This is a genomic window from Baekduia soli, assembly GCF_007970665.1.
GTDB lineage: Bacteria > Actinomycetota > Thermoleophilia > Solirubrobacterales > Solirubrobacteraceae > Baekduia > Baekduia soli.
Window position 1 is genome coordinate 867,249 of sequence record NZ_CP042430.1, and the last position, 12,371, is coordinate 879,619.

The following is a 12,371-nucleotide window of genomic DNA, read 5'->3' on the forward strand; positions in this document are numbered from 1 at the left end:
AACCTCAAGATCCGCCTCCGGGCGGCGATTCAACCATCTGTCCCCCTCGAGAAGCGATGCGATGAACCCCTACGGCAACCCCCAGGCCTACCGTGACAGCGCCGTCCTGACGGCCAGCCCCGAGCAGCTCGTCGTGATGCTCTACGACGGGGCCGTGCGCTTCCTGCGCCAGGGTGAGGTCGCCATGGGCGAGGGCGCCGTGCTGCACGCCGGAGCGAAGCTGACCCGCGCCGAGGCGATCATCGACGAGCTGCTGGCCACCCTGAACATGGACACCGGGGAGATCGCCGAGCGCCTCCAGGCCATCTACGTCTTCTGCAAGCGCACGCTCATCGAGGCGCGCATCCAGCGCAGCGCCGAGAAGATCGGCCAGGTCGCGGCGCTGCTGACCAGCCTCCGCGAGGCCTGGGCCAAGCTGGCCGAGCAGGCGGCCGCCCGGCCGCCCGCCCCCGCCTCCGCATGACCGGCTCGGCGCACCTGTTCGCCGAGCTGGTGGCGCTGGGCCGCGAGGAGCACGGGCTCGTCGTCGACGGCCGCTACGACGACCTCCCGGCCCTGCACGAGCGCCGCTCCCGGCTCATGGCCGCGCTGCCCGCCAGCGCGCCGCCCGAGGCCCTCGCCGACGTCCGCGAGGCCGCCCGCCTGTCGGGCCTGGTCACCGAGGCGCTGCGCGAGGCGCGCGACGCCACCGGCGCCGAGCTGGCCCGCCTGGGCCAGGCGCGCGCCGGCGCCCGAGGCTATGCCGCGGGGACGGGCCTGCCCGCCGGCCCCCACGCGCACGCCGCGTTCGACCGGGCCGGCTGATCGGCGCCCGCGCGCCCCGACGTCGGCGTCCAGACGTCTCTGGACACCGTCCTCAAGCGCGCCGGTGATCGACCGAGAACCAGGAGTGGGTCACCAAGGCCGGTGACCGAGGCAGAGCCCAAGGACGGGCGACGAACTTCCGCACGTCCCTCATGGAGCTCTTCGACACCACCCAGACCGGCCTGGAGCGCGCGCTCTCGGGCTCCGCCCTCCGCCAGGAGGCGATCGCGTCCAACATCGCGAACGTCAACACGCCCGGCTACCGGCGCCAGGACGTCGACTTCCAGTCCGCCCTGCAGGCCGCCTGGGGCGAGGGCAGGTCGGCCGTGGAGGCGGTGAGCCCCGCGGTATCGGTCGACCCGACCGCCGCGGTGCGCCAGGACGGCAGCTCCGTCGACATCGACGTCGAGTCGGCCGCCCAGAGCAAGAACGGGCTCCAGTACGAGGCGATCACCACGGTGCTCAAGACGCGCAACGCGATCCTGCGCTCGGCGATCGGGATCAACTGATGGGCCTCTTCGACGCCATCGACGTCACCGGGTCCGGCCTGTCGGCCGAGCGCCTGCGCATGGACGTCACGGCCGAGAACCTCGCCAACGCGCAGACGACCAAGGACGCCAGCGGCCAGCCCTACCGCCGCAAGGAGGTCGTCCTCCAGCAGGCCGGCACCTCGAGCTCCTTCGGCACCGTGCTGCAGAACGCGATGGGCGGCACCTCGGCCGTGCGCGGCGTGCAGGTCGCCGGCATCGTGCAGGACTCCACCCCGCTCAAGCGCATCTACGACCCCGGGCACCCCGACGCCGACAAGAACGGCTACGTGACCATGCCCAACGTCAACACCGTGACGGAGATGACCGACCTCATCTCCTCGTCGCGCGCCTACGAGGCCGACGTCACGGCGATGCAGACGGCCAAGCAGATGTTCACCAAGACGCTGGACATCCTGCGCTGATGCCGATCGACCCCTCCATGGCGCTCAAGGGCGTCACCGGCGGCCCGGAGTGGTCCGTCGGCGCGCTCGACGGCACGCCGGTCGGCTCGGGCACCTCGGGCGCGAGCTTCGGCGCGATGCTCGGCAACCAGATCAGCGCGCTCGAGCAGTCCCAGAGCGCGGCGGCGGGCGCCTCGCGCTCGCTGGCCGACGGGACGGCGACCGACCCGACCCAGGCGATCATCGCCGTCGAGCGCGCGCAGCTCTCCATGCAGCTGGCCTCCCAGCTGCGTACGAAGGGCGTCGAAGCCCTCCAGGACATCTTCCACACGCAGGTCTAACGCCCCACCCTCCGACTTGGAGCCCCTCCCTCCATGGCTCTCCTGAACTCCATGAGCACGAAGGGCAAGCTGACGCTTGCCGGCTGTGCCCTCGCCTTCCTGGCCGCCGCCGTCCTCATCATGAAGATGGCGGGCGCTCCGTCGTACACGACGGTGATGACCGGGGTCGACCCGGCCAAGGCCAGCCAGATCACCGCGGCGCTGAGCGCCGTCGGCGTCTCGAGCGAGATCCAGAACGGCGGTACCGCGATCGCCGTCCAGAAGGGCAAGGAGACGCTGGCGGCGACGACCCTGGCCGCCAAGGGGCTGAACAGCACCTCGACGCAGCCCGGCTTCGAGATCCTCGACAAGCAGAAGCTCGGCGCCTCCAGCCAGCAGCAGCAGATCGCCTACCAGCGCGGCCTGGAGGGCACGATCGCCAACACGGTCTCCCAGATCCAGGGCGCCTCCGGCGCGCAGGTGCACCTCACCCTGCCCCAGGACAACCTCTTCGCCGACGAGTCGCGCGGCGCGACCGCCGCGGTGCTGTTGCCCAACGACGGCAGCGCGCTGGACGGCAACGCCGTGCGCGGCATCGCCAACCTCGTGGCCTCCTCGGTCCCCGGCCTGAAGGCCTCGGCCGTGACGATCACCGACGGCAGCGGCGCGATGCTCTGGCCCGCGGCCGACGGCGGCTCCGACAGCGGCGGTCTGCCCGCCAAGACGGCGGCCGAGACCCGCTACAACCTGGCCTCCGAGTCCGACCTGCAGAGCCTGCTGGACCGCACGCTCGGTCCCGGCAAGGCCCAGGTCGAGGTGCACTCCGACCTCAACGTCGACAAGATCGACCAGCAGGCGCTGACCTACGGCACCAAGGGCGTGCCGCAGACCGAGAAGAAGCAGACCGAGACGCTGACGGGCGCCGGCGCCGGCGCCGCCGCGGGCGCCGCGGGCACCGCTAGCAACCTGCCGGGCTACGCCGCCGGCAGCGCGACGGGCGGGTCGGCCAAGAACAACTACAAGAACACGACGACCGACAGCGCGTTCGCGATCGACAAGAAGATCACGAAGACGACGGTCGCCCCCGGCGCGGTCAACAACCTCCAGGTCTCCGTCCTGGTCGACAAGAACGCCAAGCTGGCCGCGGCCGACATCACGGCGCTGAACAAGACGCTGTCCAGCGCCGCGGGCATCCAGGCCAAGCGCGGCGACGTGCTGACGATCAACCAGGTCGCCTTCGCCAAGCAGCCCGCCGCCGCCAAGGCCGCCGGCCTGCCGATCCCGCCCGCCTTCGCCGGCATCCTCAAGGGCGTGGGCATCGGCCTCGGCGCGCTGATGTTCCTGTTCTTCGTCACCCGCCACCTGCGCAAGCGCGAGCGCGAGACGCTCACCGACGAGCCCAGCTGGCTGCGCCAGCTCGAGGCCCACCGCCCGACGCTCGAGATCCCCGAGTCGATGCTGAGCCCCGCGGGCGAGGCCATGCCGCCCGTCGCCAACGGCGACCCGCGCCGCCAGCAGCTCGAGACGCTCATCAGCCAGGACCCTGAGCGCGTCGCCACGCACCTGCGCCAGTGGATCACCGAGGACGCCCACTGATGGGCACCGCGGTCCAGCGCACGGGCGCGCGCGGCCTGACGGGCCGGCAGAAGGCGGCGGTCTTCCTCATCACGATCGGCTCGGCCGCGGCCGCCGAGGTGCTCAAGCACCTCAGCGAGCGCGAGGTCGAGGCGCTGTCGGGCGAGATGGCCGCGCTGTGGCGCGTGAAGTCCGAGACGGCCGACCAGGTCGTGCAGGAGCTCGCCGAGCGCTTCGGCAGCGCGACCGACTTCGCGATGGGCGGCCCGCAGTTCACCCGCGAGGTGCTCGAGCACCTGCTCGGCGCCGAGCGCGCGGACGAGATCCTCGGCCAGATCACCTCCTCGGCCGAGCTGCGGCCCTTCGACTTCCTGAGACGCACCCCGCCGGAGCAGATCGCGACGTTCCTGGCCGACGAGGCCCCGCAGACCGTCGCGCTCGTCGTCGCCTCGCTGCACACGTCGCTGGGCGCGAAGGTGCTGGGCTGCCTGCCCGGCGAGCTGCAGGCCGACGTCGCCATGCGCATCGCCACGATGGAGGACACGAACCCCGGCGTGGTCGAGGACATCGAGCGCGGGCTGCGCCTCAAGCTCTCCAACGTCCTGACCCAGGAGTTCTCGCAGGCCGGCGGCGTCGACTCGCTCGCCGAGCTGCTCAACCGCGCCGGGCGCTCGACCGAGCGCACCGTGCTCGAGGCGATCGCGCAGGCCGACGGCGAGCTGGCCGACGAGATCCGCCAGAAGCTCTTCACGTTCGACGACATCATCATCCTCAGCGACCGCGACATCCAGCTCCTGCTGCGCGACGTGGACCAGAAGGACCTCGCCCTCGCACTGCGCGGGGTCAGCGACGAGGTCAAGGACACCATCTTCCGCAACATGTCCCAGCGCGGGACGGAGATGCTCAAGGAGGAGCTCGACACCGGCAAGCCGCAGCGGCGGTCGGTCGTCGAGGAGGCCCAGAGCCGCATCGTCGCCTCGATCCGCCGCCTGGAGGAGGCCGGCGCGATCACGATCGGGCGCGGCGGCGAAGAGGGCGAGTCCACCGAGGACGACATCATCTGATGGACACGCGCGCGTTCGAGTTCCCGGCCCTCGAGGCCCCGCCCGGACTGGAGCCCTACCCGGGCCCCGCCCTGGCCCCGCCCCGCCGGACCTGGCCGCCGAGGCCGAGGCCGCGCGCGCCGCCGGCCGCGAGGAGGGCCTGCAGATGGGCCTGCTCGAGGCCCAGCAGCACATCGCCCCTGCGATCTCCGCGCTGCAGCAGGCCGCCGCCGAGCTCGGCGCCGAGCGCGACCGCGTCTGCGCTGCGGTGGAGTCCGCCGCCGTGCAGCTCGGCCTGAAGATCGCCGAGCAGGCGCTGGCCGCCGCGGTCGCCGCCGACCCCGTCGTCGTCGTCGACGTCGTGCGCGGCGCGCTGCGCCGTCTCGTCGAGCGCGACCGCGTCACCGTCCTGGTCAACCCCGAGGACCTCGACCTCGTCCGCGAGGCGTCCGAGCGCCTGGTCGCCGAGCTCGGCGGGATCGAGCACTGCGACGTCCAGGCCGAGCGCCGCGTCGCGCGGGGCGGGGCCATCGTCCGCACCGTCGACGGCGAGGTCGACGCGACGCTGGCGACCAAGCTCTCCCGTGCCCGCGAGGTCCTCGAGGCCGAGCTGCGCCGTGCCTGAGGCCCTGCTCGAGCGCCTCGGCGAGGCCGGGCGCGCCGTCGCTCGCGCCGACCTCCACCGCCTGCACGGCCGGGTGAGCGACCTCATCGGGCTGATCGTCGAGGCCACCGGCCTGGAGGCCGAGGTCGGCGAGGTCTGCGACGTGCGCACGGGCCGCGACGCCGCCACGGGCGGCTGGACCACGCTGCCGGCCGAGGTCGTCGGCTTCCGCTCGGGGCGCACGCTGCTCATGCCGCTGGGCGAGATGCAGGGCATCGGCCCCGGCGACGTCGTGACCGCGACGGGGCGCCGCGTGTCGGTCCCGACCGGGGCCGCCCTGCTCGGGCGCGTCCTGGACGGCCTGGGCAACCCGATCGACGGCGGCCCGTCGCTGGAGGGTCTCGCGCACCGGCCGATCGTCGGCTCGCCGCCATCCCCGCTGGAGCGGCCGCGCATCACCGACCGCGTGACGCTGGGCGTGCGCGCGCTGGACTCGCTCGTCCCGTGCGGCCGCGGCCAGCGCCTGGGCATCTTCGCCGGCTCGGGAGTGGGCAAGTCCTCCCTGCTGGGGATGATCGCCCGCTCGACGTCGGCCGACATCAACGTGATCTGCCTCGTCGGCGAGCGCGGCCGCGAGGTCCGGGAGTTCATCGACCGCGATCTCGGCCCCGCCATCGAGCGCTCCGTCGTCGTCGTGGCGACCTCCGACCAGCCCGCGCTCGTGCGCATCAAGGCCGCGCTGACGGCGACGGCCATCGCCGAGCACTTCCGCGACCAGGGCGCCGACGTGATGTTGATGATGGACTCGGTCACCCGCTTCGCGATGGCCCAGCGCGAGGTCGGGCTGGCGATCGGCGAGCCGCCGGCCACGCGCGGCTACACGCCGTCGGTCTTCGCGCTGCTGCCCAAGCTGCTCGAGCGCTCGGGCACCAGCCCCGAGGGCTCGATCACCGCCCTGTACACGGTGCTCGTCGACGGCGACGACATGAACGAGCCCGTCGCCGACGCGGTGCGCTCGATCCTGGACGGCCACATCGTCCTCACGCGCGAGCTCGCGCACGCCGGCCACTACCCGGCCGTCGACGTGCTCCAGTCCGTCTCGCGCCTGGAGCGCGAGATCAACGCGCCCGACGTGCTGGAGGGCGCCACGCGACTGCGCTCGCTGCTGGCCGCCTACCGCGACAAGCGCGACCTCATCGCCATCGGCGCCTACGAGCGCGGCTCGGACCCGGTGACCGACCGGGCCATCGACCTCAAGGACGCGATCGACGGCTTCCTCAAGCAGCGCCCCGAGGAGGCCGTCCCCGGCCCCGACTCCGACGACGCGCTGCTGCGCACGGTCGGCTACGTCGGCACGTCGGTCGGCGAGCTGGCCGCCGAGCTCGGCGCCGGCGACGAGATCCCGCTCGCCCGCGTCGCCGCCGACCTGGGCCTGGAGCCCGCGGTCGCGACCGGCCCGTCGGCCATCCCGCCCCTCAACCTCGCGGTGTAGCGGGCTCCTGTCCGAACAGGCGTCCACGCACCTCAACGAGCCACGGCACCGGCCGACCACCTGGGCGAGATGGAGACCCCCTTCCGATTCGGCCTCGAGCGGGTGCGCGAGATTCGCGCGCACGACGAGCAGCAGGCCAAGGAACGGTTCGCCGCAAGCCTCAACGAGCGGCTGCGCGCCGAGGCGGTGCTGCGCGCCGCGCAGGAGCGCCTCGACGACGCGCGCGGTCCCGGCGCGCCCGCGGCCCCCGTGGCGGTCTCCGGCCAGACGCTCCTGGCCCGCCAGGCCTGGGTCGACCGCCTGCAGCGCTCGCGCGAGGACGCACAGCGCCGCCTGCAGGGCACCGACGAGGACCTGCGCCGCGTCCGCGTCGAGCTCACCGACGCCAGCCGGCGCCGCGAGGTGCTCGACAAGCTCAAGGAGCGCCAGCGCGAGGCCCACCGCCAGGCCGCCGAGCGCCGCGAGAGCGCCGCGCTGGACGAGATGGCGCTGGCCGTGCACTCCCGCAGGCGGGCGGCGGCATGAGCATCACCGCCATCGGCTCGCGCGTCGCCGAGATCGACCAGATGGTCGCCACCGTCGGCGGGCAGGTCGTACCGCCGACCTCCACCTTCGCCTCCGCGCTGCAGTCCGCGCAGGGCGCGACCCAGACCTCGACCGCCACGGGCACCGCGGGCGGCGACACCCCCTTCGGAGCCGAGATCGATGCGGCAGCGACACGGAACGGGATCGACCCCGCACTCCTCAAAGGCCTCATCAGGCAGGAGTCGGGGTTCGATCCGGCCGCGCGGTCCGGCGCCGGCGCCGTGGGGCTCACGCAGCTCATGCCCGGCACCGCGGCGTCCCTGGGCGTCGACCCGACCGACCCGGCGCAGGCCATCGACGGCGGCGCGCGCTACCTCAAGCAGCAGCTCGACCGCTTCGGCGGCGACGCCTCCAAGGCCCTGGCGGCCTACAACGCCGGCCCCGGCGCCGTGGCGCGCTACGGCGGAGTGCCGCCCTACGCCGAGACCCAGGACTACGTCAGCAACGTCCTGGCCTTCGCCGACCAGTACCGCGCAGCGGGCACGGCCGCGCCCGTCGCGGCGCTCCCGGCGACCACCACGCCCGTCCTGGCCGCCCCGGCCGCGACCGGCGCCTCCCTGGACTTCTCCACCCTCTGATGCGACCCATCCCCATCACGCCCTCTGCCGAGGCGCGCAGCCGCCCGCCGGGACCCGACACGGGCTCACCGCCCGGAGCGGGCGGCGGCGACTTCGCCGCCCTGCTGCACCAGACCACGGCCCGGACCGCACCTGCGGAAGGCCCCCAGACCCAGCCGGCGCAGGCGCTGCACGACCGCGCCGACTCGGCCGCGGCCGCCGACGCGGCGCTCGCACCCGACGCTGCCACGGCGGCGGCTGCGGCCCTGGCCGCGGCCCCCGTCGCGCCCTCGGTGGCCGCCGAGCACGCCGGGGCCGGCGCGGCGCCCGAGCCCGGCGACGCCCGCGAGGCCGCGGGCGATGCGGCCCCGGACCCTGCTGCGCCCGCGCCGCCCGTCGCGCCACCGCTGCCGCTCGTCGATCCCGCCGCCGCGGTGCCCGCGCCCGTGACCGCCGCCGCGGCGCCCGCCGCGACGCACGGCGAGCCGATCGTCCCGGCCCGGCCGCGCCTGGCCACCCCGGCCGTTCCCGCCCGCCGACCGGCCGAGGTCGGCGCGGTGCCCGGCCCCGACGCCGGCATGCCTGGCGCGGCGCCCGTCCCCGCTCCGCCCGCCGGCGCCCAGGCGTCCGTCCCCGCGGCGGCCGGCGCCCAGGCGCCTGCCCCCGCCGGCGCGCTGGTGACCCCTGCGCCGGTGACCCCTGCGTCGGGGGCGCCCGCGACCCCACCGGCGTCGTCGTCGACCGCGACCCCGGGGCCGGCCGACCAGCCGCACCGGGCGGCCGAGGCCGGGGCGCCGTCCCTGCCGTCCCTGCCGTCCGCGCCGTCCGCGGCCGCGACGACCTCTGCTCAGGACGCCGCGGCCGCGACGTCCGCAGCGATCACGCCGCCGTCCGCGCCCGCCGCCGCAGCATCGACGACTCACGGCGGCGGCACCCCCGCCGTGGCGGTCGCCGGCGATCCCGCTCGTCCCGAAGGCCCGTCCCCGGCCGGTCCCGACGCCGCGCCCGCCGGCCCGGGCCGGCGGGCCGACACCGGCACGGGCACCGGCACCTCCGGCAGCCCGGAGCACCAGGGCCATGGTCCGGGCGACCGCGCGCCCGGGACGCTCGCCGCGGCCGCGGCCGCTCCCGCCGCGCCGGCGGCCGACCTGCCGCCATCCGCGGCAGCCGCGCCGGCGGCGCCGCCCGCCGACGTCGCGCCCCTCGCGCCGGCCACGAGCACCGCCCCCGCGCCGATGGCGCAGGCCGCGCCGGCGCCCTCGGCCCCCGCACCGATCGCCGCGGCGCCCGTCGCGCTCACGTACGCCTCGCTGCATGGCGCGGTCGAGCGCGTCCACGACCTCGTGCGCATCGCGACGATGCGCTCCGGCGGCGCCCGCGCCACGCTGCAGCTCAAGCCCGTCGAGCTCGGTGCGGTCGACGTGCAGCTGCGGACCACCCGAGACGGCCTGGTCGCCACGATCAGCGCCCAGGACCACGCCGGCCTCGCCGCGCTCCAGCAGGCCGGCGGCGAGCTGCGCCGCTCCCTCGAGGACCGCGGCGTCGCCCTGCACCGGCTGGACCTCCAGCTCAGCCCCGGGCCCGACGGCCGCGGCGCGGGCGACGGGGGCGCGGGGCGCTCGTCCACCGGCGGGCGCCGCCCGGCCCCCTCGGCCGTGACGCCCGTGGGCGAGGAGCCCGCCGGCGCCGAGATCCTGGTCGCCACCGTGACCCGGGCCGCCACCGGCCTCGTCGACATCCAGGCCTAGACCCCCGACCAAGGACACCACCATGGCCACCAACCCCATCTCGACCAGCTACGTGCCGCCTTCGGCGCAGCCCAAGAGCGCGGCGAGCTCCACCCTGGACAAGAACGGGTTCCTGAAGATGCTCACCGAGCAGATCAAGAACCAGGACCCGTCCTCCAACCAGGACCCCAACCAGTACTTCCAGACGATCTCGTCGATGACGATGGTCGAGCAGATGACCAACGTGGCGACCATGCAGCGCCAGGCCTCCGCGACCGCGCTCCTGGGCCGCACCGTCTCCTACACCGACCTCAACGGCGCTCCCGTGACCGGCGTGGTGGACAACGTGACGCTGGCCGGCTCCGACGGGCCGACGCTGTCGATCAACGGCGTGGCGGGCATCACCATGGACAAGATCGGCTCGGTGAGGTGAGCCAGTCCTTCAACCCCGCGCTGGTCCCTCCCGGAGTCTCGGCTCCGGCCGATGTCCGTGCCCGCACGCAGCCGGTTCGGCCTTCCGTCCAGACGCCTCAAGGACCGGCGTTCGCGGACGTTCTACGGGATACGGCGGGCACGCAGCCCGTCCAGTTCTCAAAGCATGCCGTCCAGCGCCTGGAGCGCCGCAACCTCGCCGTCGACCCGACGTCGATGCAGCGCCTCCAGGACGGGGTCGATCGTGCCGCGGGCAAGGGTGCCCGTGACGCGGTGGTCCTCGTGGACGACACGGCCTTCGTGGTCTCGGTCCGCAACCGCACGGTCATCACCGCCGTCGGCAGGGACCAGATGAAGGACCACGTCTTCACCAACATCGACGGCGCCGTCATCGCCTGAGCGCCATGACGGCGGCCCACCACCAGATTCACCATCACCGGCTGGACCCCACTGGGGAAGCCGGAGGACCCACAAGGAGTCTCTCCACATGATCCGCGGCATGTACTCGGCCATCTCCGGCCTGCGCACGCACCAGACGATGCTGGACGTCACGGCCAACAACCTGGCCAACGTCAACACCGTCGGCTACAAGGCGTCGCGCACGACGTTCAAGGACCAGCTGCAGCAGACGCTGGCCGGCGGCTCGGCGTCCAACGGCGCCAACACGGGCGGCACGAACGCCGCCCAGGTCGGCCTCGGCGTCCAGCTCGGCTCCGTCGACCCCGTCATGGGCGAGGGCTCGCTGCAGTCCACGGGCAACTCGCTCGACGTCGCCATCCAGGGCGACGGGTGGTTCCAGGTCGGCCTCGGCGACCCGGCCCCGGCCGGCGGCGGCACCCCCGCCGCGCCGACGGACATGAACTACACCCGCGCGGGCAACTTCATCCGCAACGACCAGGGCTACCTGACGACGTCGGAGGGCTACTACGTCCTCGCCGACCCGACCACCACGCCGACCAACCCGATCACGAGCAACCCGGCCGGCCCGTACATCGTGATCCCCGACGGCGCCACCAACGTCTCCGTCGGCTCCGACGGCTCGGTGAGCTACCTGCCGGGCGGCGGCGGCACGCGCGTCTCGGCGGGCAAGATCCAGCTCGCCAAGTTCCCCAACGACTCGGGCCTGCTGCGCCAGTCGGGCAACCGCTGGTCCGCCGACCCGGCCGCCGGCACGCCCGACGTGGGCACGCCCAACGGCACGACGTTCGGCGCCACGATCGGCGGCACGCTGGAGATGTCCAACGTCGACCTGGCGTCGGAGTTCACCAACATGATCGTCGCCCAGCGCGGCTTCCAGGCCAACTCGCGGGTCATCTCGACGGCCGACGAGATGCTCCAGGACCTGGTCAACCTCAAGCGCTAGTCCCGGCAGGCGCCGTGGCCGGGCGGCGCGGCCGCCCGCGCGAAGGTGGAGGGCCTTCGCTCGGGCGGGCGCGACGCCGGCCACGGTGCCGTCCATCGTGTCCCTGACAGCAGGAGCCCATCCCATGATCGAGCTGCACAAGCTCTCGCACGAGCGGGAGCCGTTCCGCCTGAACCCCGACCTGGTCGAGCGCGTCGACGCGTCCCCCGACTGCCACGTCACGCTGACGACCGGCACCCGGATCGCGGTCTGCGAGTCGGTCGACGAGGTCATCGCGCGCATCAAGGCGTGGCGCGTCGAGGTCCTCTCCGAGGCCCTGCGCAAGAGCCGCTGACGGCGCCCGTCCCGCCACCTCAAGAGCGGCGGGCGTCCGGTCGATCACCGGGGCAGGCCCCCCTGCCCCACCCTTCCCCCACACGGAGTGCCCATGTCCGAAGATCCGCTCTTGCGCCAGCTCGTGGTGTTCTCGCTCGGCGACGAGGAGTACGCCCTGCCGATCACCCAGGTGCACGAGATCATCCGCTTCACCGAGCCCCGCTCGGTGGCCTCGTCGGATCCGAGCGTGCGGGGCGTCATCTCCCTGCGCGGCAGGATCCTGCCCGTGTACGACCTCGCCACGCGGCTGGGCCTCGACCATCCCGGCGAGGTGACCGACGCCAAGATCGTCATCGTCGAGACCGCCGACGACATGGCCGGCGTGGTCGTCGACGACGTCGAGGAGGTCATCACCGTGGACCTGGAGGCCCTCGAGGACGCCCCGACCGCGGGCGGCCGCGCCATCGACGGCATCGCCAAGATCGGCGACCGCCTCGTCGTGCTGCTCGACCCCGAGGGGATCGTCGGTGCCGGCCCGGTGTCCGCGGACGCCGCCGCTGCGCGGTCCGCGGCCGACGACGTGCGCGCCGCCGCATAGAGCACGAGCGGCCCCCTCCGCCGTG

Annotated in this window: 17 protein-coding genes; all 17 read left to right on the forward strand. The window is 74.2% G+C overall.

The annotated features are described in order from the left end of the window. Positions 1–61 precede the first annotated feature (61 nt). Positions 62–463, forward strand: a complete 402-nt coding sequence (gene fliS, locus FSW04_RS04005; RefSeq protein ID WP_146916503.1) for a flagellar export chaperone FliS — start codon at positions 62–64, stop codon at positions 461–463. Then, positions 460–804 (forward strand): hypothetical protein, encoded by a 345-nt coding sequence (locus FSW04_RS04010; protein WP_146916505.1) that lies wholly within the window; start codon positions 460–462, stop codon positions 802–804. Before fliS ends, FSW04_RS04010 begins: the two co-directional genes overlap by 4 nt. Positions 805–956: 152 nt before the next feature. Beyond that, complete coding sequence (gene flgB, locus FSW04_RS04015) at positions 957–1,313, forward strand: flagellar basal body rod protein FlgB (RefSeq protein WP_146916507.1); 357 nt, start codon at positions 957–959, stop codon at positions 1,311–1,313. Then, on the forward strand, positions 1,313–1,756 hold the full coding sequence (gene flgC / locus FSW04_RS04020) for a flagellar basal body rod protein FlgC (protein WP_146916509.1): 444 nt from the start codon (positions 1,313–1,315) through the stop codon (positions 1,754–1,756). Before flgB ends, flgC begins: the two co-directional genes overlap by 1 nt. Further along, positions 1,756–2,076 (forward strand): flagellar hook-basal body complex protein FliE, encoded by a 321-nt coding sequence (fliE, locus tag FSW04_RS04025; protein WP_146916512.1) that lies wholly within the window; start codon positions 1,756–1,758, stop codon positions 2,074–2,076. The genes flgC and fliE overlap by 1 nt, the downstream gene beginning before the upstream one ends. Positions 2,077–2,109: 33 nt before the next feature. Beyond that, positions 2,110–3,651 (forward strand): flagellar basal-body MS-ring/collar protein FliF, encoded by a 1,542-nt coding sequence (gene fliF, locus FSW04_RS04030; RefSeq protein WP_146916514.1) that lies wholly within the window; start codon positions 2,110–2,112, stop codon positions 3,649–3,651. After that, positions 3,651–4,694, forward strand: coding sequence for a flagellar motor switch protein FliG (fliG, locus tag FSW04_RS04035; RefSeq protein WP_146916516.1), 1,044 nt, complete (start codon positions 3,651–3,653; stop codon positions 4,692–4,694). Before fliF ends, fliG begins: the two co-directional genes overlap by 1 nt. Positions 4,695–4,839: 145 nt before the next feature. Then, positions 4,840–5,298 (forward strand): FliH/SctL family protein, encoded by a 459-nt coding sequence (locus FSW04_RS04040; protein ID WP_146916518.1) that lies wholly within the window; start codon positions 4,840–4,842, stop codon positions 5,296–5,298. Beyond that, the gene (locus FSW04_RS04045) at positions 5,291–6,769 is read left to right on the forward strand and encodes a FliI/YscN family ATPase (RefSeq protein ID WP_146916521.1); all 1,479 of its coding nucleotides are present in this window, start codon (positions 5,291–5,293) and stop codon (positions 6,767–6,769) included. Before FSW04_RS04040 ends, FSW04_RS04045 begins: the two co-directional genes overlap by 8 nt. 69 nt (positions 6,770–6,838) lie before the next feature. Continuing rightward, positions 6,839–7,294 carry a flagellar export protein FliJ gene (fliJ, locus tag FSW04_RS04050; protein WP_146916523.1) on the forward strand — a complete coding sequence of 152 codons (456 nt, stop codon included), beginning with the start codon at positions 6,839–6,841 and terminating at the stop codon, positions 7,292–7,294. Then, positions 7,291–7,932: a lytic transglycosylase domain-containing protein gene (locus FSW04_RS28105; protein ID WP_146916525.1), complete on the forward strand. Its 642-nt coding sequence runs from the start codon at positions 7,291–7,293 to the stop codon at positions 7,930–7,932. The genes fliJ and FSW04_RS28105 overlap by 4 nt, the downstream gene beginning before the upstream one ends. Next, positions 7,932–9,659, forward strand: a complete 1,728-nt coding sequence (locus FSW04_RS04060; protein ID WP_146916527.1) for a flagellar hook-length control protein FliK — start codon at positions 7,932–7,934, stop codon at positions 9,657–9,659. Before FSW04_RS28105 ends, FSW04_RS04060 begins: the two co-directional genes overlap by 1 nt. 22 nt (positions 9,660–9,681) lie before the next feature. Beyond that, a complete protein-coding gene (locus FSW04_RS04065; protein ID WP_146916529.1) occupies positions 9,682–10,071 on the forward strand; it encodes a flagellar hook capping FlgD N-terminal domain-containing protein in 390 nt (129 codons plus the stop codon). After that, positions 10,068–10,469: a TIGR02530 family flagellar biosynthesis protein gene (locus FSW04_RS04070; RefSeq protein ID WP_146916531.1), complete on the forward strand. Its 402-nt coding sequence runs from the start codon at positions 10,068–10,070 to the stop codon at positions 10,467–10,469. The genes FSW04_RS04065 and FSW04_RS04070 overlap by 4 nt, the downstream gene beginning before the upstream one ends. A gap of 88 nt (positions 10,470–10,557) precedes the next feature. Beyond that, positions 10,558–11,433 (forward strand): flagellar hook-basal body complex protein, encoded by an 876-nt coding sequence (locus FSW04_RS04075; RefSeq protein WP_146916533.1) that lies wholly within the window; start codon positions 10,558–10,560, stop codon positions 11,431–11,433. A 124-nt stretch (positions 11,434–11,557) separates the two neighbouring features. Further along, positions 11,558–11,767, forward strand: coding sequence for a flagellar FlbD family protein (locus FSW04_RS04080; protein ID WP_146916536.1), 210 nt, complete (start codon positions 11,558–11,560; stop codon positions 11,765–11,767). Between the two features lie 93 nt (positions 11,768–11,860). Next, positions 11,861–12,346, forward strand: a complete 486-nt coding sequence (locus FSW04_RS04085; protein WP_146916538.1) for a chemotaxis protein CheW — start codon at positions 11,861–11,863, stop codon at positions 12,344–12,346. Positions 12,347–12,371: the final 25 nt, after the last annotated feature.